Here is a 25,220-nt window from a genome sequence, read left to right as displayed (position 1 = left end):
AGGAAACCGATGTTAACAATCACACCAAATTTTGCACAGGAACGCGGATTGACGATGTTACGTCAGGCATGGAAGCAAAATAGAACATTCATGATTTATAGCCCAACAGGAAGCGGAAAAACGGCGTTAGCGGCGTTTATTACTGATGGACATGTTCAGCATGAAATGAGAGTAATGTTTCTTGTTCCTTACACCATTTTGATTGATCAAACAGCCAGTCGCTTTATTGAGTATGGTTTGCCAGCAGAAGAGATTGGTTATGTATGGCGTGATCATCCTAATTATGATCCAACTCGTTTAATTCAAATCGCATCAGCAGACACAATTATCCGTAGAGAATTTCCAGACAACATCGATTTATTAATAATCGATGAAGCACATTTACGCCGTAAGAAAATATTAGAAGTGATCAGAGAAAGCGAATTCAAGGTAATAGGCTTATCTGGTACGCCTTTTGCGCCATTCCTTGGTCATTACTACGAAACATTGATCAAACCCACCACAATGAAAGAATTAATTAAACGTGGTGATTTAAGCTCATACGAGTTCTATGCGCCGACTAAACCCGATTTATCAAAAGTAAAATCGTCCAGCAACGCTGAGTTCGGTAGTGATTACAAAGAAGCTGAGATTGCTGAAATTATGAGTGGTGCTGATTTGGTGGGGGATATTGTTGATAACTGGCTTGTGAATGGGCGAAATCTCCCTACGATTTGCTTTTGTGTCACAGTCAGTCATGCCAATTTTGTCACTGTCGAATTTAATCGTGCAGGTGTGAATGCCGAGGTGATCACTGCAGATACGCCACATGATGAGCGTCAAATTATTATCCATCGGTTTGAACAAGGTGCGACGAAGGTACTTGTAAGTGTTGGAACATTGATTGCCGGTTTTGATAGCGATGTTCGTTGCATTATTTACGCTCGCCCAACTAAATCAGAAATTCGCTGGTGTCAGGCGATTGGAAGGGGATTACGTACCGCACCAGGAAAAGAGACTTGCCTTATTTTCGATCACTCTGGTTCTGTTCACCGTTTAGGTTATCCCGATGATATTGAATATGACGAACTGCCTACTAAAAATGATGGTATGAGTGAATCTTCATCTATCCGAGAGCAAGAAAAACGAGAGAAGAAACCCAAAGAATGTTCTTCTTGCCACTACATGAAGCCTGCGGGTGTTTATGTTTGCCCTAAATGTGGGTTTAAACCTTTAGTTGGTGAAGATATCGATGTTGATACTAGCCGAAACATCAAAAAACTGAATAAAAAAGAGCGCATTTACACCCGAGAAGACAAGCAAAGCTGGTGGTCCCAATTGAAATACTACCAGAATCAACGTGCGACACAGGGTAAGCCGATCAGCGATGGTTGGGTTTCTAATACTTTCAAAGATAAATTTGGTGTATGGCCACAAGGTTTTCATAACACACCACAAGAAATCACGCCTGAAGTGAGCAACTTTATTAAATACAAACAAATCGCCTTTGCTAAGTCTCGCAAGAAGGCACAAGTCAATATTCAAAATTTACGTACTCAAATTAGCCACCAGCCACAGCAAGGAGGTTTACTGTGAATACAATTGATGCCGTAAAAGGGCTATGGGCAAAAATATTTGCACATTATGGATTACCTCCTATAACGGGGCGTAAGCACTTTAAAGGAAAGTGCCCTATCTGCGGGCAAAAAGGAAAGTTTCGTATTGACGATAAAGACGGGCGAGGAACTTACATTTGTACGTGTGGTTCGGGAAATGGCTTTCAATTACTGGAAAGAACACAAGGTAAAGACTTTAAAACATTAGCAGATGAAATTGATGTATTGATTGGCAATCACCGAGAAAAAGAAATACCAACAACAAAAGAGAAACCAAAAGGGAATTTATTTCAGCGTATCACCGCCTGTTATTCAAAATTACCCATACTGAAAAATACACCTGCCATGCAGTATTTGCAGAATCGAGGTGTTTTTGAGTTACCACTTGATAACGTCCGTTATTGTGAACATCAACCTGTTCGTAATAGTTCTGACAAATTTCAAGCTATTTGGTCACTAGCTACTGATGCAAAAGGACAGCTTTGTTACTTGCATAGAACGTATTTACAAGGGAATAAAAAAGCACCGCTTGATATCGTGAAGAAAATGACAGCAGTGCAGGATGTTAACTATTTAAAGTCTGCGGAATCTGTCGCGATAAGAATGTTTCCAGTGGATACCACACTTGGCATCGCTGAAGGTATCGAGACAGCACTTTCTTGTAAGCAACTCTATGGTGTGAATACTTGGTCGGTCATCAATACTAACTTCATGAAAAAATTCAAAGCACCAAAAGGTGTTACCCATCTTGTTATCTTTACAGATATGGATTGGAGTGCGGCAGGTCATGCAGCCGCGATGGAATGTGCACATAAAAATCTACTTTCTAATAATGATGTAGAGACGGTCAGTGTGAGATGGCCCGATATAGGTGACTTTAATGACATGCTAACAGAAGCCTGTGAAGTAAGAGAGTTAGTATTTTCAAGACAACATAAGGAAGTGGCGTAATGAAATTAGAGTCAGCATTAAAACAATTTTATCCAAAGTCACCCACATTCAGTGACAGCTCATGCTCTACTTCACCTGACAGACTAAAAGGGATGGATAGCGCTGGGGCACTAGGTATGACAGAACAACGTGCTAAGTTTGGCATGTCTGCGTTTTTTGCTAAGAATGACGTGAGTGAAGAGGACAAGTTCAGCACCGTAGAGCAGTTAACGCAATACGCACTTAGAGTAACACCCAAGCTGGTGGCGAAATCGGCGGGAAATAAGTTGGGTTACTGTTTAGTGATCCTCGCTAAGATGGCGTTTGAAGATTACGCTCGTTCAGCGGGTTCTGTGTGTGAGTGTTCTGCGTGTGGAGGCAAAGGACTAATTTACAGTTGCAAGGATGTCGTTAAGTACCAAGGGAAAGCAAGCATTGATGGAACTGTCGTCATTGAACCTTGGACTGAAAAAGAAAATGTCGGTGAGCTGTGCAAAACGTGCAATGGAAAGGGGAAATTAAATTACCGCTGTCGTTGTAAAGGTCGAGGTAAAGTATTAGATGAAGAACAAACGGAATTACAGGGTGGTATTCCTGCGTTTAAAGATTGCCCCCGTTGTTCTGGGCGTGGTTATAAGAGAATGCCTTCTTCAGTCGCATATCAAGCGATAAAACATATAGTGCCTGAGCTAACACAACCTACATGGTCACGTAACTGGAAGCCGTTTTATGAGAAGTTAATTAGTAAGTGTTTTATTGAAGAAAATAGTGCTGAGGTAGTATTTAATAAAATTACAAAATAGCTGGTTATACAAACAGTAGGCTTGCTTTTTGAATAAGATTGCCTTATCATCTTTAAATAGTGGGCGATTTATTACTTACCACACTAAATTTTATCAAGACCTCGCTTCGGCGGGGTTTTTTTATGTCTAAAATTCACCAGGAACTATCAGAATGCTCATGGGTCTATGAACATTCTGATGGTTTCATTAAGTATTTTTTTATCCATTAACAGCGAGAAGTCACATGAAAAAAATATTATCAGCGTTATTACTATCTTCAATTTTTACTGCCTCGGCGTTTGCTGCGGAACCTACTGCATTCAACCAAACAATAACACAAATTAAAGCCGATTATTTAGCTGACTCCGGAAATGAATCAAAGTATTTATACCAATTCTCTAACTCTGGGTGTGGCGACAGTTGGATAGTGTCAGCTGATGACAATGTAAATAAACTGCTTTATATGGCCTATTTACTCCAGACCCCTGTAGATGTAGGCATAAATGGTTGCAGTATAATCACAACGGTTGTAGCTTCCAACACTAATTAACAGTAATTTTTATCTCAATCACTGGCTGAAATCAAAGGCCAGTGATAACAATTGATGAGATAGGTATGGATTGTTTTTTTAGCATTAATTTTAAACTACAGGTGATTATATGAATATAAAGTTAATTATATGTATGGTGGTGTTCTTATTTTCCGGAACATGCATGGCGCAGCCGGGTGAGTTCTTTGCCGGGCAATTTAATCTCAATATTGATGGAAGAACTGATACACCCTATCCGGCTCTTCCTAATTACAATACAGCACTAACACAAAGTGGCAGCGGCCCAGACTATACGGTTCAAATGTCAAGACACCATATTATTCCAATGAACCGGTTAATTGCCTTTTATAACCTCGTATCACAGAATAACCGATTGAGAAATCTAAGTGGTTTTTTAAACACGTATGCGAATAACGTGCGCTTCTATGCTAATAGTAATGGTGTGAACTGTCAGTCTTTGCAAAATGATTTACTTAACACTGGAAATTTAGCCCAAGCACAAGCTTTGGGGCTGGCAAGAACAGGAGGACAAGTACGTCCGGAATCATTTGACTCATTTCAAGATTTTTATACCTGGCTTCCGGGGAATATTTTTATTGGGCCACGTACGCGCTCTGACGATCCTGGTGAAGGTTTTGAATCTAACGCCTACGTTGTTGTGGGCGCTGAAAGATTTGATATTCTGAGTCGTATAAATCGAGATATGGAAAGCTACATTAACGGCGGTGGCAATGACAATACATTATTGAATGCGATCAATGTCAATTTGAACAAAATAGCCGCCCAAAAATCCATGTACCCATTAAAAAAAGAAAACTGGGTTTTGGTTCATGGTGAATACAAGCTTAACACCGGATCTCGATCCATTTTCATTGAGCCAGATGAGGTCGTACAAACCAGTGATATTGGTATCTGCAGTGATATGGCACCGACAGAACAAGCCGCTGTCATAACGATAATTTTGCAGTAACTAAGGGCGTAATTGATTAATTTATCGTGTTAACCAATTAAAACCAGAAAAAGGTATAAATAAATTCTCAAAAACGCCACGTGAGAGGGATTCTTTCAGTGAGTCCGTTTTTCGGGAGGATTTATGTGCGTTTCTTTATCTAACATATTGATATTTTTCCATGTCAGAATTCCGGTAATGCTATTCTAACTCTCCGGAATTTCCGGATGGTTCACATATTCGGTTATTCCGAACAACCTATTTTGAAGATCGAGTAAGCGGTCTTTTTTCGTATATGCCGACCACAGAATCAATCACAACACCTCACGTTCACGCAAGGGCTGTGAGTCGGCTCCTATTAACTAATCAGGACTACATATATGCAAGAGCCGTTAACAGGCACAGCAACCGCCTCGTTAGCGGGTGTCTCTATTGTAGGTCTCTATTCAGGTATGGACGCAGGCGTTGTTATCGGCGCGTTCGCAGGGGCGGTGATATTTGTATTGTCTGCTCATGATATTCGTCTATTAAAGCGTTGGACTTATTTTGCAGTTGCTTTCCTTATTGGTATTTATGGCGCTGATTTTATGTCGGGTATTCTTAGCGATATAACCGGTGGCCGTGATGTTGATAAATCAGTAGGGGCAATGTTTTCGTCAGCAGGGCTGGTGGGTGTTTTAGTCTCAATATCAAAGCCGGGTGCAATGACTGACGGAATAAATAAATTTATTAATAATCTGATAGATAAATTCAGAGGAGGTGGCAGATGAACATCTCAATATTTTGGATTTACATCAATTTCTTTTCTTGTTTACTCGCAGTGATCCGCTTAATTAATTACCGTCGTAATGGCGCTCAATATAAATTCGGAGCGTCATTTATTGCGTGGGTATTAATTATCTTATTGGGTTCGGTACCACTGCGGATATTAACAGATGACTATTCTCATGCTGATCCATTTGAAGTCGGCATTAATTTATCACTATGCGTACTCATCTTATTGAGTCGTGGAAACATAATGCAAATATTCAGAGGTGTCAGACATGGCAAAGATAGCTCGCGGTGAGCGTAATAACAATCCGGGTAATATTGATTATAACCCACTTAATAAATGGAAAGGTTTGGTCGGTATTGAAACAGGAGTGCCTAATCCTCGATTCTGTGTCTTTGAGTCACCAGAATACGGCATCCGAGCAATTTATAAATTAACCCAAACCTATCAACGTAAATATGGTTTGAACTCAGTATCATCAATCATTAATAAGTATGCACCGCCAGTTGAGAACAACACGAGTGGTTATATTAGCCGTGCATCAAAAGAGATTGGTGTTGGTATTAATGACAAGATAGATACTCAATCAAAGTCGGTTGCTATCTCTTTAGCAAAAGCAATCGTAGGTGTTGAGTTGGGCTATCAACCTTACACAGATAAAGTCTTTGAAGATGCTTGGTTGTTGTTATGAGTAAATATATCCTATGGTTTTTTCTCCTACTTTTAAGTGCTCTATTAATGGCATTAAGTTTATCAAATGCAAAAATAAAAAAGCTGAGTAGCGAAAATGAATTACTCGGCAAGAATTTATCAGAGCAAATTAATATTAATAGCGATTATAAAGAGCGCATAGAGCGACTAAATCAACTTGATACAAGGCACACACAGGAGCTTGTTAATGCAAAGAATGAAATTAGTCGCTTGCGTGATATTAGTGAGCGTAATCCTGAGCGGGTGTACATCAAAGCCGAGTGTCCAAAGAGCTCCAATAATTCCACCACCAGCATGGATGATGCAACCACCGCCCGACCTACTGACACCGCTATCAGAAATTATTGGTTACTCAGAGAGCGAATTGCACAGTCAGAGCAAATAATTAAAGGGTTGCAGGATTATGTAAGGCAGGAGTGTGTAAATTAATGGCAGTATTCAAACGACTCACTAAAGAGCAAATAACGCGAGATTACGATCATTACGCATTATTTATGGGAATAGTGCCAATTTATGTTGGTGATGCTTACGGAGAATGCAGGGTTGCAGTTCGTAATTGGTGGCCTGATTGGTTATTAGATTTAGCTGAGGTGATTAGCTCACTAACGCCATATGAGGAATGGGTTATAAGATTAGGTAAGAAAATTAAGAATTAAGGATAGCGACAGCGAAAGCTATGGCGTGCTCTGGCGAACTTTTACGTAATAGTAAATATGCGATTGTTGCTAAAATGGTTTTCAATAATATTTCAAATGTACGAACCATAAATATCTCCTTATGTTGTTTTAAATGTCAGAACGATTAATTACTTCTATACTGGTACTTAATAGTGAGGGTCATTAAACTAATTGATTTTTAAGTAATTAATTCAAATTTTATGACAGTGTTAACAAGATAAGGAAAAGAACATAGATAGCCATTAGTTAATCACTGATGGCTTTTTTATTGGAGATAGATATGTCAGATAATACTATTCAATTAAAAGTCTCAGTAGATACAAGTGAGTTAGATAAGTTAGAAGAACAACTCACTCGCATTAAACAACTGATGCAAGATGTAGGAGTGAAACCTAAATCAACTCCACCTTTCTTCATTCAATCCGCAGGAGAGTTTTTTATTAAAGATGCCTTTATTAATTCGGCTGAGTTCAAAGGTTTACTTGTCAGTAATAAGTCAGAGCAGAGCGTTAATGCTCAACTAGCAGATTTACGTATGCGAGCGGATCGACAAGATAATGATATAGCTGAACTCATTAGATTAATGACAGGCAGATCAACAGGCATGGTCTGATGCTATTAATCGAACATGGTGCAGTCAGAGATAAAAAATGAAAAAACGCAATGTCTATGGTGGTCGATGGGCAAAGGTGAGGTTAGCTTTTCTTAATGAGAACCCGCTCTGTGTTATGTGCCAAGAGCAAGGCCGTATTACTGCAGCTACTGTTGTTGACCACATTATTCCGCATCGACTTAGAGATGCAATTCAATCTGGCGATAAGAGCCTTATCACAAAAGCACAAGCCTTATTCTGGGATAAAAATAACTTCCAAAGCTTATGCGAACTGCATCATAACTCAACAAAACAGCGAATGGAAAAGAGTGGCAAGGTTGTTGGTTGTAATGCGGATGGCATTCCTCTTGATCCTAACTCTCACTGGAATAAGTAACACAGCAATCACTGAGTAATTCATAACAACACTAAGGAGAGATTACAGTGACATTACTTGACTTACCTGAAGCTCAAAATAAAGACCAGGCAACACTATTTGCAAAAGCTTACGCAGATAACATTAAGGCATGTCCTCAGCTAAGACGACTTAAGTGTGCTCTCATCAAGGCGCAAAAAGAACAAGCGCCTGAGTGGTTCTTGAGAATGTTATATGTTGATACCGATAATATCTTGTTCCGTATAGATCAGCTTCATCATTGGGGACGTGATTACGATCCTAGAGGGTTCGCATTAAATACCTCGCAACGCATTCGTATCGCGGTTGATATGGTATCTAACTTCTTGAATCCATCAAGAATGTATTTTGGTGGGATTAAACGAACAGAAACATGGCTTGCTGAAGGCGAAAGCGAATCAATGAAGCCCGAGCCTCAGAGTATGAGAATTTTGTAGTTTAAGCCCAGCTTATCAAGCATAGAGGAAAATATGATAATGAGTAAGCAAGTTAAATTATCTAAGTTAATAAAGAATGGCGTTCATATTGGTTATGGACTCAGTGTTGACGGGGAATTGTTAGCGCATCAAGAAAAGCTATTTATTAATTCAACACCATTAGATGTTAATAATTCAGTAACAGTTACATTTAAATGCAAACCGTCCATGTTCAGTGATGCGCCTGACGTTCATCTGGAATAAGTAAAGTAATACCAATTGTAATTATAACGGTGGGGGTGGGGTAAAAGTTCAAACATTTTTGCTCTGATTACCTAGCCCCGTCATTTGTGTGCACAACCGCGAAATGAAAAGTTTTTTTCTGGGAGGTTCCGATGGCAGGAAGACGCCCGAAACCGACCCACTTGAAGGTGGTCACCGGTAATCCGGGAAAACGAAAACTTAACGATCAAGAACCACAACCTAAACGTGAAATTCCAAGCCCACCTGAACATTTGACGGACTGGGGGAAAATGGCATGGGTAAAGTTAACGCTATTGTTGGATGGAATGGGCGTTCTGACCATTGCTGACGTATTTGCGCTAGAAAGGTTGTGTGATATTTATGCCGATATTCTTCAGTTGCGAGACACCATTGCTATTGAAGGTCGGACATATACAACAAAAACCCAATTAGGGGATTTTTTAATTAAAGCGAATCCTGCAGTGGCCATGCTGGCTGATGCGGATCGACGTTTTAAAAGTTATTTAGTCGAGTTTGGTTTAACACCAGCATCTCGCTCAAAGGTGAAAGTAGATGGTGGAGAAGAAGAGGAAGACCCACTCAACCAATACTTCGGTTGATCCTGCAACTCAATACGCTCAAGACGTTAATAGTGGAAAGATACTGGCTGGCCCTGATATCAGAAATTCTTGCGCAAGGCATCTCAAAGATCTAAATGAAGCTAAAAAGCGCGGTTTAGTCTGGGATGTTGATGCTGTACAGCGAGCCATTGGATTCTTTGCAAAGGTGTTAAAGCTTAATGGTGGTGAGCATGAAGGGAAGCCATTTATCCTATTGCCTTGGCAATGTTTTGTCATCGGCTCCATCTTTGGGTGGAAAATGGAAGATGGTACACGTCGATTTCGCATGGCGTATGTTGAGTCAGGAAAAGGCTCAGGCAAGTCTCCATTAGCTGGTGGTGTTGGTCTTTATTGCTTAGTCGCTGATGGTGAGCCTCGTGCTGAAGTTTATGCAGCAGCAACAAAGAAAGACCAAGCCATGATCTTGTTTCGTGATGCAGTGGCAATGGTTGATCAGTCACCTGCGCTTAGTCAGCGTATCACTAAATCAGGCGGTGCTGGCAAAGAGTGGAATTTGGCTTTTTTAAAGACAGGCTCATTCTTTAGGCCAATTAGTTCTGATGATGGGCAATCAGGCCCTCGACCACACTGCGCCCTTATCGACGAAATTCATGAGCATCGAAATAACACTGCTGTTGAAATGATGCGTGCTGGTACAAAAGGTAGGCGACAAGCACTGATATTCATGATCACAAACAGTGGCCATGATAAAACCAGCGTGTGTTATGACTACCATGAATACGGACGAAAAGTTGCTGAAAGCACCATTGAAGATGACAGTTTCTTTTCTTATATCTGTTCTCTTGATGAAGGAGACGACCCGTTTAAAGATGAATCGTGTTGGGGAAAAGCAAATCCTTCTCTAGGTTATACCTTCACGGATCGCTATTTACGTGAACAAGTCACACAAGCCCAAGGAATGCCAGCAAAAGAAAGCATTGTTCGTCGTCTTAACTTCTGCCAATGGGTAGATGCAGATAATCCGTGGATCAATGGTGACACTTGGATGAATCGAGAGAAACTCTTTACTTTGGAAGATCTACAAGGTGAAGAATGCTATGGCGGATTAGACTTATCAGGAACACGAGATTTAACTGCACTCGCGCTTTATTTTCCTCGCATCAAACACCTATATGTTGAATTTTGGACACCCAAAGACACTTTATTGGAAAGAGCTAAAACTGACAGGGTTCCTTATGATGCTTGGGTTAGGCAAGGGTTTATTCATACTACACCGGGTAAAGCAGTCAAATATGAATTTGTTGCAGAGCGTCTATCTGAAATAACTCATCATGTTAATTTACTTGCAATTGGATTTGACCAATATCGCATTAAATATCTCGAGCCTGAATTAGATGAGGCTTCAGTAACAGTGCCTCTCATTCCTCATGGGCAGGGGTATTACAAAGCTAAGGATTCAGGGTTATGGATGCCTCACTCAATCGAATTATTTGAAGAACTCATAGATGATGAAAATATCGTTATTCATGCTAATCCTTGCTTGAGGTGGAATGCAGCTTCTGCCGTTTTAGAGGCAGATCAAAAAGAAAATCGTATTTTTGCTAAAAAGAAAAGTACCGGTCGAATTGATGGAGTAGTGGCCTCTGCAATGGCGATTGGTACTGCTGAAGGTGGAGTTGATGATGATGGAGATATTGAAGGGTTCTTTGATGATCCAATTATAGTGGGGATTTAGATGGGTACATTAAAAAAACCAGGGAGAGTGAAGTCCGCCATCCTCAATTGGATGGGTATCCCTATTAGTTTAGCGGACGGTACTTTTTGGGGGGAGTGGTCAGGAAAGAGCAGTAGTGGTAAGACCGTGACGGCTGATAATGCCTTACAGCTGTCAGCTGTTTGGTCTTGTGTTCGGTTGCTTAGTGAATCCATTTCAACGTTACCGCTTAAAATCTATAAAACAAATATAGATGGCTCTCGTGAACTAGCAAAACAACATCCTGCCTACACCGTGTTGTGCCGAAGACCAAATTCAGAAATGACACCTTCTCGATTTATGTTAATGGTCGTTGCCAGCTTATGCTTAAGAGGAAACGCCTTTATTGAGAAGTTATATATTGGTTCTAAATTAGTCTCCCTTAATCCATTACTACCGCAAAATATGATAGTAAAGCGCTTAGATAATGGACGATTAGAATATACTTACACTGATTCAAAATCAGTCAAGAGAGTTATTCCTGATAAAAATATAATGCATATCAGAGGGTTTGGTATGGATGGTATTTGTGGAATGATCCCCATTCAAGTAGGGAGAGATGTTATTGGCACGGCACTATCAACGGATGAAGCTGCTGGAAAGGTTTTCGAAAATGGGTTACAAACCAGTGGGTTGCTTACGTCAAAAGCAGCATTAAAGCCAGAACAGAGAGAGCGTTTAAGAAAACATTTGACGACTTTTTCTGGCTCAAAAAATGCTGGGAAGGTAATGATACTTGAGGCAGATTTATCTTTTCAAAATGTAACAATGAATCCTGAAACAGCTCAGCTTTTACAAAGTCGAGGATACAGCATTGAGGAGATTTGCCGTTGGTTTCGAGTTCCTCCCTTTATGGTTGGACATGCTGATAAGCAAAGTAGTTGGGCATCGAGTGTAGAGGGGATGAATATGCAATTCCTCACTAACACACTTAGACCTCTATTGGTTAATATTGAACAAGAAATCAACCGATGCCTGCTTGATAATGACGACGATTATTATGCTGAATTCTCTGTTGAAGGTCTATTACGGGCTGACAGTGCAGGGCGTTCTGCTTACTATACAACGGCATTACAAAATGGCTGGATGAGTCGAAATGATGTTCGACGGTTAGAGAATTTACCGCCGATTGAGGGTGGTGATATTTACACTGTTCAGCTTAATTTAACGCCACTTGATCAGCTTGGACAAGAAGCTTCTAGCAATGAAGCTGAAAAACTTAAAGCGCAGATCACCAACTGGTTATTCCCTGAAGGCAATCCCGTAGCCCCACACTCTCAAGCCAATCAACCTCACTCTGAGGAGTAAATTTATGAAAAAAAGTCATTTGCCAGTTGCGCTGGAGGATCGCCCCTGCGCATCGATTAGTTACGAGCTAAAATCCAAAGCACTGGATAAATGGAATAGCAGTATTCGTGCATCAAGTACAGATAACACCATCTCGATATTAGATGTGATTGGTGAGGATTATTGGGGAGAGGGTGTTACTGCAAAACGTATTTCTGCCGCACTTCGCGCCATTGGAAATAATGATGTAGTTGTCAATATTAATAGCCCCGGTGGCGATATGTTTGAAGGGTTAGCCATTTATAACCTACTTCGCTCTCACAGTGGAAAAGTGACCGTCAATATTTTAGGTATTGCTGCTTCAGCCGCGTCCATTATTGCAATGGCTGGCGATGTAGTTCAAATGGGCCGAGGTGCCTTTTTGATGATCCATAACTGTTGGGCTGTCGGTGTGGGTAATCGGCATGACTTTGCAAAATTAGCTAATGATCTCGCCCCTTTTGATACGTCGATGGCAGATATCTATGTGGCACGTAGTGGGCAATCTAATGAAGTCGTGAGTCAGATGATGGACGACGAGACCTATATTGGTGCGAGCGAAGCGATTGAAAAAGGGTTTGCTGATAATTTGCTTACTGCAGATATCGTTGATGATGGTGATGAAAGCCCACAAGCCGCCATTCGTAAATTAGATGCGTTACTTGCTAAGGCGAACACCTCTCGCTCTGAGCGTAGAAAACTTATTAGTGCTTTAACACGAAGTATGCCGAGCGCTACTTCCAACCCTCATGGTACGCCAAGCGCTACCTCTGAAATTAATCCTGAAACTCTTTCTGAATTGGAAAAGGCGGTAAATGCCTTTGCCACAGCTAACTAATTGGAGACATTATGTCTGATACAAATGAATTATTAAAAAATCTATCGGCAAAAATTGAAGAAGCCAATGGCAAATTTAATGCTAAAGCCGAAGAAGCCTTAAAAGAAGCGCAAAAGGTTGGTAGTTTAAGCACTGAAACTAAAGCTGCAGTAGATAAGATGGCAACCGAACTGAATGCATTGCGTGAATCTGAAAAAACACTCAAAGCTTCATTAGGTGAATTAGAGCAACATGTCGCACAAATGCCATTGAATAATGCGGTTCAGGCAGCCAAAACAATTGGCCAGCAAGTCATTTCTGCAGATGTACTGAAAGAAATTAACTCTAGTATTCAATCAAGTAAACGCATTTCTATTCCAGTGCAAGCCGCATTAACTTCAACCGGTGTGGCTGAAGGTGTTGTTGAACCTCAGCGCTTACCTGGTATTGATGTTGCGCCAAAACAGCGTTTATTTATCCGTGATCTGATTGCACCAGGCAAAACTACTTCACCAGCTATTTTCTGGGTTCAGCAGACGGGCTTTACGAATAAAGCTTCTGTGGTACCAGAAAATACCACTAAGCCTTACAGTGACATTGAGTTTGCAACCAAAATCACACCTGTAACCACTATTGCTCATATGTTCAAGGCATCTAAACAAATCCTAGATGATTTTGCACAGCTGCAGTCTTTAGTCGATGCTGAAATGCGTTATGGCTTGAAGTTTGTTGAAGAGCAAGAAATCTTGTTTGGTGACGGTTCTGGCGCTCATTTACATGGCATCATTCCTCAAGCCTCTAAATACAAACCTGAATTTAGTGTCGAAAAGCAAAGCGGCATTGATGATTTACGCCTGGCAATGCTACAAGCTCAATTAGCTCGACTACCTGCCACAGGGCATGTTTTGCATTTTATTGATTGGGCGAAAATTGAATTAACCAAAGACTCATTAGGGCGTTACATTCTGGCCAACCCATCTGCATTAATTGGTCCAACTTTATGGGGTCTGCCTGTTGTTGCTACTGAATCAACAGCGTTTAAAGGTAAATTCTTAACAGGGGCATTTAACGCGGGTGCGCAGTTATTCGATCGTGAAGAAACCAATGTAGTGATTTCTACTGAAAACACCGACGATTTTGAGAAAAACATGATCTCAATTCGTTGCGAGGAGCGTTTAGCGTTAGCAGTAAAACGTCCTGAAGCCTTTGTTTACGGTGACTTCACCGTACCTACATCAGGGGAATAACCAATAGGGAGAATGGGGCGGTCTTTATGACCGCCTTTTCTTTGGGGGGCAATATGAAGTTAATCGTATTACGTGCCATTTACTTTGGCAGTGTCGTTGTTACTGAGGGAAAAGAGATTGAAACCTTAGAACAACATGGGCGTGAGTTAATTCAAAAAGGCTATGCAAAAGAAAAGGAAGTTGTACATCCTGAGCCTGAGCCTGAGCCTGAGCCTAAAAAAAACACCAAGGCTAAAAAGGAGAAATAATGCTTTCTCTGGAATTAGTAAAACAACATTGCAATATTGATCCTGATTTTACGGATGATGATAAATTGCTCGCTCTTTATACCAACTCTGCAGTGAAGTTTGTCGAGAACTACACTCGCAGGACGCTTTATGAAAAGGAAGTATCGGAAGGATACCAAGAAGATGCCGATCATCTATTACTGACAGATGATGTTTCTGCTGCCATGTTATTACTGATTGGGCAGTGGTATGAAAATCGCGAAGGTGTGATCTCAGGACGCTCGTTTTCAACTCAACCCTTTGCGATGGAAGCGTTATTGCAACCTTATCGAATTTACGGTGTGTAGGAGGTTGTATGCAAGCTGGAAAATTACGGCATGTCATTAAAATACAAAAACCGACATTAGCGCCCGATGCCATTAGCGGTAATGAAGTAATTTGGGAAGATTTCTTACCAAAAGTACGCGCATCTATTGCACCTTATCAGGGGCGTGAATACTTTCAGGCACAGCAAGTCCAAAGTGAAGCCAGCACACGTATTCTTATTCGCTACGTGCCAGGAATAAACACGTCAATGCGTGTCGTTTATGGTGAAAGAGTGTTCGATATCATCTCAATTATTGATCCGAAAGAACAGCACAGAGAGCTACAACTGATGTGCAAGGAAGGAGTTAATGATGGGTGAGATTAAAATCAGCGGATTGTCTGAAATACAACGAAAAATGCAAGAAGTTGCACGCAAGGTTAGAAACCGTAGCGCACGCAAAGCAATGAATGCAGGGGCATCGACATTAAAAAAGGAAATTAAGAACCGCGTACCCATTTTGAAAGAAGATGTTCCACATCGACGCAAAGGGACGATTAAACGTAACATTCGCTCTAAAACAAAAGTACAGCGTAACGGGCAAACAAAAACACGTATCTGGGTAAAGTCTTTACCGGGTAAAAAAATTACTGCATTCAAACAAGCGACAGGAAAAAGTGCCGCATTAAACCCGAATGATCCTTTTTATTGGTGGTTCGTCGAGTTTGGTACTTCAAAGATGCCAGCTCAACCTTTTATGAGACCGGGTTTTGAAGCTAAAAAAGAGGCCACCGCAAAAGTGATTGTTCAAACGTTAAAAGAGGAAATTGAGAAAACAAGGTAACAATATGATTTATCAATTAAAGGAAGCCCTTTCAGCGCTAGTCGATGAAAGGGTTTTTTTTCAGGTATTGCCTGAAGGTAAATTGGTTTACCCCGCTATTGTGATCCAATTTTCCAGTATCACACCGAATAACGCGCTGGTGGAGATGGATCTTGATGATTATCGCGTCCAGCTCGATGTGTACGACTCTAACCCCAAAAACCTAACAACAATGCGTAAGAAAATAAACTCAATTATGGTCGAAAGCATTCCTTTTTCTCAGCGTATTAACACGTTTTTCGAATATGAACCCGATGTCAAATTACATCGGCTCATTCTGGAATTTACTATCTCATCAGATAAATAGGATATTGATATGGCAAAGCCAAAAAATCATAAAGCAACCCCCTTCCTTGGCACAAAACTGTTTGTTCAAACAGGATTAGGTGAGGAGGTGAGCATTACTGCAGTGACACTTTCTCCCGCTACGCTCACCATCGAAGGGAGTAAATTAAAAGCTGATGACATGATTGTGTTATCAGGTTTAGGAGAACTCAATGGGCGCTTTCCTGTCGCCAGTGTTGAAGGCGATAAGGTGACCCTGTGTGACGAAGTGGATTGGAGTGATAAAACGCTACCTACGGATTTTGCAGAAGCAAAAGCACAACGTATTCAATGGTCTAATAACTTTTGTGCCGTGAAAAGCTTCAGTAAAGACGGCTCGACGACCGAACAAATCGACGTTACCACTATTTGCAGTGACGGCAAAGAATATGAATCCGGTGATACGGAATACGGCTCAATTAAATTAACGTTTTTCTTGCAGTATAGCTCTAGTGCTGTTCAGCGATTATTACGTAAGTATGAGAATAGCAAAGAAAAATTTGCTGTAAAAATGGTGCTCACTCGTGATGAAGGTGCCATGTTCTATTTCGGCTCGATCGAAACGGGGATGAATATTGAGGGGAGTGTTGGGCAGATGATGGACTCAGGTGTGTCGATTAAATTGTCTGGTCGCGACTATTTAAATGTTCCTTTAGCCTCCGTATAAAAACTAACTTTAGCAAAACAAATTAAGGGCTACCATGTCGAATACATTATTACGTGAGTTAGTGTTAAATCAAGCGCTTAAAATCACTCCTTTTACCTATTTAGATAACACCTTTTATGTCAAAGAGCTGGATGTTGGCACAATGAATTACATTCAGCGAAAATTACGTCAAATAAAAATGAAGCTTGCAGAAGAGCAAGATATTTATTTAGACGAAGAAGATGCTGATCAATTCAATGAAGCAATGAATCGAGTTTATGACGAGTTTGATGTGGCACGTATGCTCGCCTTTAAACTCTGTGATGAAAAAGGGGAACTCCTTTTTGATGCTGAAAATAAAGATGATCTAAAAGGTCTTAATCGCTTAGGGCAAGGGTTCTCTAATGCTGTTTTTAATGCGGAGGGCGGTAACGAAAAAAACTCACAGACCGGCGACAATTCCAAATAATATTGTCGTTGGCACTGGGAAAAACCCTCGTAGAAATAGAGCAAATGCCCGAAAGTCACTTGTGTGAATATGAAGCCTTTTATCGCAAACAACCCTTTGGTTTATGGCGAGAGGATTACCGTATGGCGCAAGTGGCTCATCTTTTAGCAATAGCGAATTGCGATCCGAAATCTACCCCACCTAAATTAACTGACTTTATGCCAATGTGGCAGAAAAAAACATCAGAAACTGAAGAGTGGGATAGCGTTACTCAGAATGTTTTAGCTCATCGTTAGCCCCTTGCTGGGGCTTTTATTTTATTGTTTTTAAGGAGTTTCTATGGCTGGCGCATTGGGAACATTAAATATTGATTTAACGCTGAACACGGCTAGTTTCACCAATGCGATCAACCGTAGTCAGCATCAAACAGAACGATTTAATCAAAATGTTCGTGTGAGTTTGCAATCTATTACTGTTCAGCAAGAGCGTATGGCGTCACAGACGGCAAAATCAGCTTCATCATTTGCTAATTTTGCCAAAGTTGTTACCGGCGCATTGTCGGTGAAGCAAGTGATTAACTATGCTGACGGTTGGACTGACCTACAAAACCGACTGAAATTAGTCACAGATAGCACTCAAGCCCTAAACAGAGCGACCAATGATGTCTATACCATTGCCCAAAAAACCTACCAGTCACTCGATGCAACTGCACAGGTTTATCAGCGTTTTTCAGATAATGCAGAACGCCTAGGTATTAATCAGCAAAAAGTAGCCGAACTGACAGAAACGGTATCTAAAGCGGTCTCTCTTTCAGGAACCAGTGCTGCCTCTGCTGCGATGGGGTTAACACAGTTTGGCCAAGCATTAGCGGCAGGCCAGTTGCGTGGGCAAGATTTAAACTCTGTTATCGAACAAATCCCCGGTTTAGCACAAGCCATTGCAGAAGGCATGGGGATCTCCATGGGGGATTTAAAAAAGAAAGCCCAAGACGGTGAAATGGCGATTGATAAAATCATTCAGGCATTGGAAAAAGTCAAAGATTCTGTTGATCAAAAATTTGCTACCAGTGTGACAACTGTTAGCCAAGGTTTTACTAATTTACAATCAGCAATGACAAAGTTTGTTGGTGAAGCTAATCAAAGCACTGGTGCAACTCAGCTATTAACCACTGGTTTATCTGCGTTATCTAATAACTTTTCTGAAGTAATGAAAGTGGCAGAGGCATTAGCAGTTACAGCTATTGTGGTAAAAATAACAAAATGGACTCAAGCCACTTATGCACAAACAACAGCAACAAAATTAAAAGTTCAACAAGATCTTATTGCTGCCAAGGCAACGCAAGCAAAAATGACAGCCGAGTTAGAATTGGCTCGTGTTGAGATGCGTTCTTTACAAGCACAACTTCAACTGGCTCAGACAGAAGCTCAGCGCAGTAGTATTAGAATGCGAATGAAAGCACAGTCTTCAATTATTGTATCGGCCACAAATGCAGAAACATTAGCGATACAACGATTGAATGCAGCACAAAGAGCCAGTTCAACATTAGGACGTGGATTTGGAGGTGCGCTTGCTTTTCTTGGTGGGCCATTAGGGATCGCGACGGGCTTATTGACTGCAGGTGCAATGGCTTATTATGAATGGCAACAACAAGCAGAGCAATCAAGACAAAAGGCTCTTGAGTATGCCGAATCATTAGATGTTGCAACAGAGTCATTAAATAAACTTAGTGATGCTGAGCGTCAGGCGTCAATGGTAAAGCTTGCAGAAGGTTTAGATGCAAGAGTCACAAAGATTGACGAACTTACGCAGAAGCAAAAAGAGTTAATTGAGCTTTCTAAGGTAGATCTAGCCGATAAAGGATTACAATTTTACTATACTAATGATTTTGATTCTTACTCTTCAGGAATGTTTAAAGCGCAAAAAGAGGAAATTCAAGTTACAGCTGATCTTGAGGCTGAAAAAAGAAAATTAGGTATAGAACGAGGAAAGATGGCGACATTGATGGACGCGGAAGTCCAAAAAAACGGCATGGTTTCTAATGCTTATGCACTTTACGCAAGTCGTATTTATGATGCTTCAGTAAAATCTGATGAATTGGTTGGTAAGCTCCATCTACAAGGTTCTGCTTTTGATAATTTAGCGCAATCTATTCGCTCAGCCACTCAAGAACAACAACAGTTTTCAGCTAATTCTTTAATTATAGTATCTGCTGACGCTCAAAAATCAATAGATGCCTCTCTTCGAGCTATTGAGAAAGCCAAAGCTACTGGCGAAGCGTTGGCTAAGCTTAATGCAGAAGATGTCCTCGCTAGCAGAAAAGTAACGCCTGATATGCAAGGCTATGATAAAGCGTTACAGGCTGAAATTGACGCACAGCTTGCCTTACAATCTAAAAAAATCAAACCACCCAAAACGCCAAAATCAAGCATTGATTATGCCAAGCAATACACAAAACTTCTTTCTGATTTACAAGAAAAACAAGCCTCATTAATTGCAGATGGACAGAGTATTCAGCTGTATGGCACTACATCTTCATTTAATGAATATAATTCTGCACTTGCTGATATCAAAAAGAATAAAGAAAAATTCGACGAAATATTAAAGATAGATCCAAAAGCAATCGAAACTATTAAAGAGAAAGCAAAAGCCATTGATGATATGGCTCGCGCTAATTCTGTTGCGCAATTTGCTTATGATCGCGGTAAAGAAGTTGAGCAAATGCAGTTTGAGACTTCATTAATAGGAAAATCAAGGGCGGAACAGGAAAGATTAAATGCTTTGAGGGAAGTTGATTTACTGTATAAGCAGGCCAGTGTGGATTTAGGAGACAAGGAGCTTGCAAACTTACAGCGCAATGTCGAACTTACAAAGCAAAAAATTGATGCCGAATTACAAAAACGGGAATTAATGAAATTAGATCCTGTTGAAGGTTTAAATCAGGGGCTTTCGGATTTTAGTGATTCCGCTACCAATGTGATGGAAAACGTCAGAAACGTCACCACCAATGCCCTTAATAATATGTCTGATGCATTAGCCGATTTTGCTTTAACGGGCAAAGGAAGCTTTAAAGATTTTGCCAATGCGGTGATTTCCGATATCACTCGAATGGTAATGAAAATGCTGATTTTCAAAGCCATTGAAGCAGGCGGGCAGGCAATGGGCTTTGATATGGGATGGATGAGCAAAGGGCATGCTTACGGTGGTTATACGGGGCATGGCGGGAAATTTGAGCCTAAAGGGATTGTGCATGGTGGTGAGTTTGTTTTTACCAAAGAAGCGACGGCTAAATTGGGTGTCGGCAATCTCTATCGCTTAATGCATGCGGCGCAAGGTTATGCTTCGGGGGGCTTTGTGGGAGCGGTCGCAGGGCGAATACCCGTTACACCACAACCAACGTTAGCCCGTGCGGGTGGTGTACAAATGACGGTCGTTAATCAAATTACAGTGACAGGTAATGGTGATGCTGTTCTTGCTCAAGCAATGAAAGAAGCGGCAGAGCAAGGCACCGAAGCTGGTGCACAAAAAGCAAGGGCGATTATATTGCAAGATTTTCAAAGTAATGGAACTGCACGTAGAACGTTAGGAGTGTAGATGAATATTTTAGCATGGCCAGAAGATGTATGCCCTATTAATGAAGATTGGCAATTACTCAGTAATAGTAAAACGTTCACTTCTCCGTTTAATGGTAGTAGTCAAACAGTTCGTTTTCCGGGAAGCCGTTGGCGCTGTGAGTTAACGTTTAGTAATTTAAGTGAAGAAAAATCACGTAAACTTGAGGCTCTTGTTGCTGCACTTGATGGTATGTCAGGAAGAGTAAGAATATCGAGCTGGATCAGAAAAGGGAAAGAAGGGTACGGAACTCCTAAAGTTGCTTTAGCCAGTCAGTCTGGTGTCTCTTTACAAACATCAGGCTGGAAGCGAAATATGCGCGTTTTACAGCAGGGTGACCGCCTCACGATTGGGAATGAGTTGAAAATGGTAGTAGCCGATGTTGTTAGCGATAACGAAGGGCGAGCTGTCATTTCAATTTCTCCCATGCTCAGAACTCCACCTGCATTGAACGAAGAGGTGATCATCAAAGCCCCTTTTGGTGTTTTTCGATTATCAGACAATGAGCAAGGGAAGTTTCAACATCGTCGGTTGGGATACTCTAATGTTACCCTTTCATTTGAGGAGGTGCTGTATTAATGCAATATCATCCATTTTCTGACGGTATGGTAAAAGCAATCAATGAGGGTGCTTATATCGTACTTGCAGCTCGACTAAACCTAAAATCAGGAGTCACTTGTGCGCATACTGGTGTTGGTCAACTTGTTATTGCTGGAGAGACTTATTTAGGCGTTGGAAGTCTCGGTGAAATTAGCCAACTTAATGAAAACAAGACAACAAGCCCGCCTCAATTACAGCTTAAACTAGCTGGTTTTGACAAGTCCCTTGTCGGTATGGTGATGAATGAACAAAGCCGAGGGAGAGAGGTACGATTAATGATGGTAGCGATTGGAGAAGATGGTAAGCCACTATTAGCGGAAATTTTGTTTGTTGGGCAGATCTCATCAATTAGTGTTGTTTCTGGTGAAGAGAACGCTGTTTGTGTTAATGTTTCTAATCGATTTGAACGATGGTCAATTGGTTTACCTGATAGATTTACTGATGAGTCATGGTCATCAAGAAGGCAGGGTGATCGCATCTTTCGGTATGTTGCTCAAATGGCTGAGCGTGCTATTTACTGGGGAAGCAAGAAAGACGCACCTGCATTCATTTATAAGTAACATTTATTTTATTAATTAGGACAAGACATGGATCCATTCTTTATTGTGTACATCATTCTTTTAATAATCTCTATTGTGTTTTGGTTTTTCTTAAATAGAGCCAGTGTTAGAGCCGATAGAGTAGTGGAATTATTAGAAGCTATTGATAAAAAAAACCGCAGGCAAGTTGAGTTACTAACGTCGTTATTAGAGTCATCTTCAATTACACTTAGTAATGAAGAAAAAGAAAAATTGGTCATTGATTACTTTCGCGAAGCACAAGTTATTGGAGATAATATTCTTTCAAGTGATGGTAAGTTAAATGAATCAATGATTATTAAATTTGCTAGATATGGTAATAAATATATTGAAAGACAAAAATCACAAGGTGATGACATTAGTGAGGCTATTGATTTATTTACCATGTTGAAAAATGAGAAATTCTCATTATTACCACCTAAAAACAAGAAGATAGCTAACGAATTATTTAAGCAAAATATAAATTTTTAATAGTATTTTATTTTTCTTACAAACCCACTTCGGTGGGTTTTTTGTTTTCTAAGAGGTCTTAATGAAACAACCAAGCTGGACACTCCAGCTACCAGAAACCATAAGGGCGGCCATGAGTCGCCCTTTTTCATGGGGTGAATTTGACTGTTGTATTTTTGCCTCTGAATGTATTTACGCACAATGTGGTTTCTCGCCAATAAAACCCTTTCTTGGAAAATATAAAACCAAAGCCGAAGCCTTCAACCTTATCAAATCTAAATTTGGCTCACTTGATAGAGCAGTTTCCCGCCACTTTAAATCTATTTCTATTGATTCTGTACAGCGTGGGGATCTTGTCATGTTCAAAGGTGATGATGGTGACAGCATGGCCGTAGTATGGGCGGGTAATTATTGGGGAGTTACTTCTATTGGTGTTAGGCCGGTGCAAATTAACCCTATCAAAGCGTGGAGAGTGGAATAATGGGCGGTAGTGGTGGATTAATTACAAAAGTAGTTGGTGCTGGTTTGATGGTTGCGGGATTGTTCACTGGAGGAACAACTACCGCACTAGGTATCGCATTAATGTCGGCAGGTGTTGCTGTTCAAGTTGCCGGATCTTTAATATTCAAACCCAAAATTCCGTCAATGGATTATCGTGACACTAGCGAACGTAAGCAAATGTTACGCTCTCCCTCAGCTTCAGAAACCGTCATTATTGGTAAAACTATTGCATCAGGCTTGCTGTTTTTTGCAGAAGAAGAGGAAGGTGAGCAGGACGAAAATGAAAAAATCACACTTGCGCTTGCTTTAGCTGGGCATCCTATAGATAGGGTGGGGAAAATTTGGCTTGGTGATGATCTCATTGAGACTTTTGGTGACAAGGCTTCATGGGAATTACATAACGATAGGAAAGACGCTGATCCCTTTATGCTAAAAAACTGCCCGTCATGGAAAGAGGATATGATAGGGCGCGGTATGGCTTGGTTACGCGTGACGCTCACATTTGACCAAGAAAAATTCCCTTATGGTTTACCCAATGTGAAATGTGAAATTTGGGGTAAAAAACTCTTTGATCCACGTACAGGGAAAACAGAATGGTCGAATAATGGTGCGTTAGCTATTCTTGATTATTATAGAGATTATTTAAAGGTTCCTGATAGCGATATTGATTTTGAGAGCTTTAAACAATCCGCAGATTTATGTGATGAAAGCGTAAGTAATGCTGAAAATGGTTCAGAGCATCGATACACGTTAAATGGTGCTTATGATCTAAATGAAAGCCCATCCGGTGTGTTGGAAGCAATGCATAAATGTATTAATGCGGAGCCTACATTTACAGCAGGAAAACACGGTATTCAAGTTGGTGCATATTACGGCCCAGCATTGAAAACTATTACAGAATCACAACTCATTGATACTGTAACTTGCACCCCTGAAACGGGGCTGAAAGATGCTACTAATGCGGTGTATGGTACTTTTATTGACGCCGAGCAACTCTATACCAAGACAGACTTTACGCCTGTCATTGTCAATGAATGGATAGAAGAGGATGGTTTAGAAATCAGGGAAAACGTTGATTACCGATTTGTTACTAGTCCTTATCAAGCACAACGATTAGCTCGACAATATCTCCGTAAAAAGAAAGCCGGTAGGCGCGTCCAATTGACGATGAATTTAGATGGCTATGCGTATCGCCCCGGTGAAGTTGTTTTATTAGATTTACCTTCTTTAAATATTAGAGGTCTTGAATTTCGTATTGCAGAATGGACATTTCATGCTTTAGATGGTGTATCTTTAACACTTGAAGAAGACGGTGCTTATTTATATGAAGATGTCATTGGGAAACCTTTTGTTAGACCCCCATTCACTAAACTACCCACTGGTGGCGTTGCCGCGCCTATTAATCTGGCTTTTGTTCCTCTCTCGGTCACAGATATCGTTCAAGGATATATCTCGTGGCAGAACGTGGCATCTGATGTTCGCTATAACACGGTTAATATTCTCCAAAACGGCAAAGTCATTCAGTCTATTCAAGTACCGGGTGAGCGTGTTGATATTAATGGTTTAACTCGAGGCACTTATCGTGTCGAAGTGAGAGCAATTAATGTCGCTGGTGCTATGTCTGCTCCTGCTATTAGTGACTTTGCTATTCAAGCACCGCCAGCACCAATCGGTGTTGAAATAACGCCGGGTATGTTTAGCCTGACGGCATCACCCAAGCAAGGCGATAGTGCTGTCTTTGGTTATACGTTTGAGTTTTGGTTTAGTGACAAAAAACTCGCTAATCTCTCTGAAAATGAAGTGATCACCAAAACAAACAAAGTTGGTCAAGGAAACTTCTGGACGCAAGAGAATTTAAAAGCTGGGCACACGTATTATTTTTATGTTCGAACAATTAATAGTTATGGTAAATCACCTTTTGTGGAAGCTTCGGGTGTTCCTGTCTCATTACCCTCAGATATTTTTGATGATTTAGATAACACAGTTAGAGAAACGGACGCGTTTAAGGAGCTGGATAAAAAGCTTGATTGGAATGCTGAGACAGCAATTATTTTAAGTAACACGAGCTATCGTAACTTCAGGCAGTTGCTAATAAAACATGCTGAATCTCAGGCTGGTATTAATGAGTTATGGCAAGCTAACGCAACTCAAGAGGAAGCATGGGCACAGGAAGTTAAAGAAATTTACTCCGCTGTTGGTGATAACACGTCTGCAATTAAAGAGACTCAAACGTCAATTACCAATCTTGATGAGGCTATCGGTCAGCGCTTTACTGAAATACGTACTGAGGTTAA

33 protein-coding genes are annotated in these 25,220 nt (G+C 40.7%); all 33 read left to right on the top strand.

The genetic code is table 11. The features are described 5' to 3' along the window. Nucleotides 1-9 precede the first annotated feature (9 nt). Nucleotides 10-1,575, top strand: coding sequence for a DEAD/DEAH box helicase family protein (locus DK857_RS14435; protein ID WP_109402530.1), 1,566 nt, complete (start codon nt 10-12; stop codon nt 1,573-1,575). Next, nucleotides 1,572-2,546: a DUF7146 domain-containing protein gene (locus tag DK857_RS14430; RefSeq protein ID WP_109402529.1), complete on the top strand. Its 975-nt coding sequence runs from the start codon at nt 1,572-1,574 to the stop codon at nt 2,544-2,546. The genes DK857_RS14435 and DK857_RS14430 overlap by 4 nt, the downstream gene beginning before the upstream one ends. Beyond that, nucleotides 2,546-3,328, top strand: a complete 783-nt coding sequence (locus DK857_RS14425) for an antitermination protein (RefSeq protein WP_109402528.1) — start codon at nt 2,546-2,548, stop codon at nt 3,326-3,328. Before DK857_RS14430 ends, DK857_RS14425 begins: the two co-directional genes overlap by 1 nt. Before the next feature lie 223 nt (nt 3,329-3,551). Next, complete coding sequence (locus DK857_RS14420) at nt 3,552-3,857, top strand: hypothetical protein (RefSeq protein ID WP_109402527.1); 306 nt, start codon at nt 3,552-3,554, stop codon at nt 3,855-3,857. 109 nt (nt 3,858-3,966) lie between these two features. Then, nucleotides 3,967-4,827 (top strand): hypothetical protein, encoded by an 861-nt coding sequence (locus DK857_RS14415; protein ID WP_157957611.1) that lies wholly within the window; start codon nt 3,967-3,969, stop codon nt 4,825-4,827. Nucleotides 4,828-5,186: 359 nt separating this feature from the next. Further along, entirely contained in the window at nt 5,187-5,576 is a 390-nt protein-coding gene (locus DK857_RS14410; RefSeq protein ID WP_109402525.1) for a putative holin, read from the top strand. Further along, on the top strand, nt 5,573-5,872 hold the full coding sequence (locus tag DK857_RS14405; protein ID WP_109402524.1) for a phage holin family protein: 300 nt from the start codon (nt 5,573-5,575) through the stop codon (nt 5,870-5,872). The genes DK857_RS14410 and DK857_RS14405 overlap by 4 nt, the downstream gene beginning before the upstream one ends. After that, nucleotides 5,850-6,269, top strand: coding sequence for a structural protein (locus DK857_RS14400; protein ID WP_109402523.1), 420 nt, complete (start codon nt 5,850-5,852; stop codon nt 6,267-6,269). The genes DK857_RS14405 and DK857_RS14400 overlap by 23 nt, the downstream gene beginning before the upstream one ends. Beyond that, complete coding sequence (locus DK857_RS14395; protein ID WP_109402522.1) at nt 6,266-6,718, top strand: lysis system i-spanin subunit Rz; 453 nt, start codon at nt 6,266-6,268, stop codon at nt 6,716-6,718. The genes DK857_RS14400 and DK857_RS14395 overlap by 4 nt, the downstream gene beginning before the upstream one ends. After that, nucleotides 6,718-6,945, top strand: coding sequence for a hypothetical protein (locus tag DK857_RS14390; RefSeq protein WP_109402521.1), 228 nt, complete (start codon nt 6,718-6,720; stop codon nt 6,943-6,945). The genes DK857_RS14395 and DK857_RS14390 overlap by 1 nt, the downstream gene beginning before the upstream one ends. 301 nt (nt 6,946-7,246) lie before the next feature. Beyond that, on the top strand, nt 7,247-7,579 hold the full coding sequence (locus tag DK857_RS14385) for a hypothetical protein (protein WP_109402520.1): 333 nt from the start codon (nt 7,247-7,249) through the stop codon (nt 7,577-7,579). A 37-nt stretch (nt 7,580-7,616) separates the two neighbouring features. Beyond that, on the top strand, nt 7,617-7,955 hold the full coding sequence (locus tag DK857_RS14380; RefSeq protein WP_109402519.1) for an HNH endonuclease: 339 nt from the start codon (nt 7,617-7,619) through the stop codon (nt 7,953-7,955). A 47-nt stretch (nt 7,956-8,002) separates the two neighbouring features. Next, entirely contained in the window at nt 8,003-8,410 is a 408-nt protein-coding gene (locus DK857_RS14375; protein ID WP_109402518.1) for a hypothetical protein, read from the top strand. A gap of 33 nt (nt 8,411-8,443) precedes the next feature. Beyond that, the gene (locus tag DK857_RS14370) at nt 8,444-8,653 is read left to right on the top strand and encodes a hypothetical protein (protein ID WP_157957610.1); all 210 of its coding nucleotides are present in this window, start codon (nt 8,444-8,446) and stop codon (nt 8,651-8,653) included. Between the two features lie 131 nt (nt 8,654-8,784). Further along, complete coding sequence (locus tag DK857_RS14365; RefSeq protein ID WP_109402516.1) at nt 8,785-9,252, top strand: phage terminase small subunit P27 family; 468 nt, start codon at nt 8,785-8,787, stop codon at nt 9,250-9,252. Beyond that, nucleotides 9,206-10,948 (top strand): terminase large subunit, encoded by a 1,743-nt coding sequence (locus DK857_RS14360; RefSeq protein WP_109402515.1) that lies wholly within the window; start codon nt 9,206-9,208, stop codon nt 10,946-10,948. Before DK857_RS14365 ends, DK857_RS14360 begins: the two co-directional genes overlap by 47 nt. Continuing rightward, nucleotides 10,949-12,274, top strand: a complete 1,326-nt coding sequence (locus DK857_RS14355) for a phage portal protein (RefSeq protein ID WP_109402514.1) — start codon at nt 10,949-10,951, stop codon at nt 12,272-12,274. Nucleotides 12,275-12,278: 4 nt separating this feature from the next. Continuing rightward, nucleotides 12,279-13,130, top strand: a complete 852-nt coding sequence (locus DK857_RS14350) for a head maturation protease, ClpP-related (protein ID WP_109402513.1) — start codon at nt 12,279-12,281, stop codon at nt 13,128-13,130. Between the two features lie 11 nt (nt 13,131-13,141). Beyond that, nucleotides 13,142-14,356: a phage major capsid protein gene (locus tag DK857_RS14345; protein ID WP_109402512.1), complete on the top strand. Its 1,215-nt coding sequence runs from the start codon at nt 13,142-13,144 to the stop codon at nt 14,354-14,356. A gap of 53 nt (nt 14,357-14,409) precedes the next feature. Next, nucleotides 14,410-14,604, top strand: a complete 195-nt coding sequence (locus tag DK857_RS14340) for a DUF7210 family protein (protein ID WP_109402598.1) — start codon at nt 14,410-14,412, stop codon at nt 14,602-14,604. Continuing rightward, nucleotides 14,604-14,930, top strand: coding sequence for a head-tail connector protein (locus DK857_RS14335; RefSeq protein ID WP_109402511.1), 327 nt, complete (start codon nt 14,604-14,606; stop codon nt 14,928-14,930). Before DK857_RS14340 ends, DK857_RS14335 begins: the two co-directional genes overlap by 1 nt. An 8-nt stretch (nt 14,931-14,938) precedes the next feature. After that, nucleotides 14,939-15,268 (top strand): phage head closure protein, encoded by a 330-nt coding sequence (locus DK857_RS14330; RefSeq protein WP_069368413.1) that lies wholly within the window; start codon nt 14,939-14,941, stop codon nt 15,266-15,268. Continuing rightward, entirely contained in the window at nt 15,261-15,731 is a 471-nt protein-coding gene (locus tag DK857_RS14325; protein ID WP_223672409.1) for an HK97-gp10 family putative phage morphogenesis protein, read from the top strand. The genes DK857_RS14330 and DK857_RS14325 overlap by 8 nt, the downstream gene beginning before the upstream one ends. Next, a complete protein-coding gene (gene gp17, locus DK857_RS14320; protein WP_223672408.1) occupies nt 15,715-16,077 on the top strand; it encodes a tail completion protein gp17 in 363 nt (120 codons plus the stop codon). The genes DK857_RS14325 and gp17 overlap by 17 nt, the downstream gene beginning before the upstream one ends. Before the next feature lie 9 nt (nt 16,078-16,086). Continuing rightward, on the top strand, nt 16,087-16,761 hold the full coding sequence (locus tag DK857_RS14315) for a hypothetical protein (RefSeq protein WP_069368416.1): 675 nt from the start codon (nt 16,087-16,089) through the stop codon (nt 16,759-16,761). Nucleotides 16,762-16,795: 34 nt separating this feature from the next. Next, entirely contained in the window at nt 16,796-17,209 is a 414-nt protein-coding gene (locus DK857_RS14310; RefSeq protein ID WP_109402510.1) for a hypothetical protein, read from the top strand. Nucleotides 17,210-17,253: 44 nt separating this feature from the next. Beyond that, on the top strand, nt 17,254-17,484 hold the full coding sequence (locus DK857_RS14305) for a phage tail assembly protein T (RefSeq protein ID WP_193528605.1): 231 nt from the start codon (nt 17,254-17,256) through the stop codon (nt 17,482-17,484). Nucleotides 17,485-17,527: 43 nt separating this feature from the next. Further along, complete coding sequence (locus DK857_RS14300) at nt 17,528-20,779, top strand: phage tail tape measure protein (RefSeq protein WP_109402508.1); 3,252 nt, start codon at nt 17,528-17,530, stop codon at nt 20,777-20,779. After that, nucleotides 20,780-21,376 carry a hypothetical protein gene (locus DK857_RS14295; protein WP_109402507.1) on the top strand — a complete coding sequence of 199 codons (597 nt, stop codon included), beginning with the start codon at nt 20,780-20,782 and terminating at the stop codon, nt 21,374-21,376. After that, nucleotides 21,376-21,957, top strand: a complete 582-nt coding sequence (locus DK857_RS14290; RefSeq protein WP_064720823.1) for a hypothetical protein — start codon at nt 21,376-21,378, stop codon at nt 21,955-21,957. The genes DK857_RS14295 and DK857_RS14290 overlap by 1 nt, the downstream gene beginning before the upstream one ends. Before the next feature lie 27 nt (nt 21,958-21,984). Continuing rightward, complete coding sequence (locus DK857_RS14285) at nt 21,985-22,446, top strand: YebO family protein (protein WP_109402506.1); 462 nt, start codon at nt 21,985-21,987, stop codon at nt 22,444-22,446. Nucleotides 22,447-22,507: 61 nt separating this feature from the next. Beyond that, nucleotides 22,508-22,906, top strand: coding sequence for a DUF6950 family protein (locus DK857_RS14280; RefSeq protein ID WP_109402505.1), 399 nt, complete (start codon nt 22,508-22,510; stop codon nt 22,904-22,906). Further along, the coding region (locus DK857_RS14275; protein WP_109402504.1) for a phage tail tip protein J-related protein at nt 22,906-25,220 on the top strand (2,315 nt) is incomplete at its 3' end. The genes DK857_RS14280 and DK857_RS14275, both read left to right, overlap by 1 nt.

Source organism: Proteus terrae (genome assembly GCF_003144325.1).
GTDB lineage: Bacteria > Pseudomonadota > Gammaproteobacteria > Enterobacterales > Enterobacteriaceae > Proteus > Proteus terrae.
The sequence above is the reverse complement of the archived record's forward strand: the minus strand, read 5'-3'. Positions and strand labels throughout refer to the sequence as shown.

Excerpts from the sequence above, each read along its gene's own strand:
- DK857_RS14435 (WP_109402530.1), top strand. The coding sequence starts at position 10 with ATGTTAACAATCACACCAAATTTTGCACAGGAACGCGGATTGACGATG.
- DK857_RS14425 (WP_109402528.1), top strand. The coding sequence starts at position 2,546 with ATGAAATTAGAGTCAGCATTAAAACAATTTTATCCAAAGTCACCCACA.
- DK857_RS14420 (WP_109402527.1), top strand. The coding sequence starts at position 3,552 with ATGAAAAAAATATTATCAGCGTTATTACTATCTTCAATTTTTACTGCC.
- DK857_RS14415 (WP_157957611.1), top strand. The coding sequence starts at position 3,967 with ATGAATATAAAGTTAATTATATGTATGGTGGTGTTCTTATTTTCCGGA.
- DK857_RS14410 (WP_109402525.1), top strand. The coding sequence starts at position 5,187 with ATGCAAGAGCCGTTAACAGGCACAGCAACCGCCTCGTTAGCGGGTGTC.
- DK857_RS14405 (WP_109402524.1), top strand. The coding sequence starts at position 5,573 with ATGAACATCTCAATATTTTGGATTTACATCAATTTCTTTTCTTGTTTA.
- DK857_RS14400 (WP_109402523.1), top strand. The coding sequence starts at position 5,850 with ATGGCAAAGATAGCTCGCGGTGAGCGTAATAACAATCCGGGTAATATT.
- DK857_RS14395 (WP_109402522.1), top strand. The coding sequence starts at position 6,266 with ATGAGTAAATATATCCTATGGTTTTTTCTCCTACTTTTAAGTGCTCTA.
- DK857_RS14390 (WP_109402521.1), top strand. The coding sequence starts at position 6,718 with ATGGCAGTATTCAAACGACTCACTAAAGAGCAAATAACGCGAGATTAC.
- DK857_RS14385 (WP_109402520.1), top strand. The coding sequence starts at position 7,247 with ATGTCAGATAATACTATTCAATTAAAAGTCTCAGTAGATACAAGTGAG.
- DK857_RS14380 (WP_109402519.1), top strand. The coding sequence starts at position 7,617 with ATGAAAAAACGCAATGTCTATGGTGGTCGATGGGCAAAGGTGAGGTTA.
- DK857_RS14370 (WP_157957610.1), top strand. The coding sequence starts at position 8,444 with ATGATAATGAGTAAGCAAGTTAAATTATCTAAGTTAATAAAGAATGGC.
- DK857_RS14365 (WP_109402516.1), top strand. The coding sequence starts at position 8,785 with ATGGCAGGAAGACGCCCGAAACCGACCCACTTGAAGGTGGTCACCGGT.
- DK857_RS14360 (WP_109402515.1), top strand. The coding sequence starts at position 9,206 with ATGGTGGAGAAGAAGAGGAAGACCCACTCAACCAATACTTCGGTTGAT.
- DK857_RS14355 (WP_109402514.1), top strand. The coding sequence starts at position 10,949 with ATGGGTACATTAAAAAAACCAGGGAGAGTGAAGTCCGCCATCCTCAAT.
- DK857_RS14350 (WP_109402513.1), top strand. The coding sequence starts at position 12,279 with ATGAAAAAAAGTCATTTGCCAGTTGCGCTGGAGGATCGCCCCTGCGCA.
- DK857_RS14345 (WP_109402512.1), top strand. The coding sequence starts at position 13,142 with ATGTCTGATACAAATGAATTATTAAAAAATCTATCGGCAAAAATTGAA.
- DK857_RS14340 (WP_109402598.1), top strand. The coding sequence starts at position 14,410 with ATGAAGTTAATCGTATTACGTGCCATTTACTTTGGCAGTGTCGTTGTT.
- DK857_RS14335 (WP_109402511.1), top strand. The coding sequence starts at position 14,604 with ATGCTTTCTCTGGAATTAGTAAAACAACATTGCAATATTGATCCTGAT.
- DK857_RS14330 (WP_069368413.1), top strand. The coding sequence starts at position 14,939 with ATGCAAGCTGGAAAATTACGGCATGTCATTAAAATACAAAAACCGACA.
- DK857_RS14325 (WP_223672409.1), top strand. The coding sequence starts at position 15,261 with ATGGGTGAGATTAAAATCAGCGGATTGTCTGAAATACAACGAAAAATG.
- DK857_RS14315 (WP_069368416.1), top strand. The coding sequence starts at position 16,087 with ATGGCAAAGCCAAAAAATCATAAAGCAACCCCCTTCCTTGGCACAAAA.
- DK857_RS14310 (WP_109402510.1), top strand. The coding sequence starts at position 16,796 with ATGTCGAATACATTATTACGTGAGTTAGTGTTAAATCAAGCGCTTAAA.
- DK857_RS14305 (WP_193528605.1), top strand. The coding sequence starts at position 17,254 with ATGCCCGAAAGTCACTTGTGTGAATATGAAGCCTTTTATCGCAAACAA.
- DK857_RS14300 (WP_109402508.1), top strand. The coding sequence starts at position 17,528 with ATGGCTGGCGCATTGGGAACATTAAATATTGATTTAACGCTGAACACG.
- DK857_RS14295 (WP_109402507.1), top strand. The coding sequence starts at position 20,780 with ATGAATATTTTAGCATGGCCAGAAGATGTATGCCCTATTAATGAAGAT.
- DK857_RS14290 (WP_064720823.1), top strand. The coding sequence starts at position 21,376 with ATGCAATATCATCCATTTTCTGACGGTATGGTAAAAGCAATCAATGAG.
- DK857_RS14285 (WP_109402506.1), top strand. The coding sequence starts at position 21,985 with ATGGATCCATTCTTTATTGTGTACATCATTCTTTTAATAATCTCTATT.
- DK857_RS14280 (WP_109402505.1), top strand. The coding sequence starts at position 22,508 with ATGAAACAACCAAGCTGGACACTCCAGCTACCAGAAACCATAAGGGCG.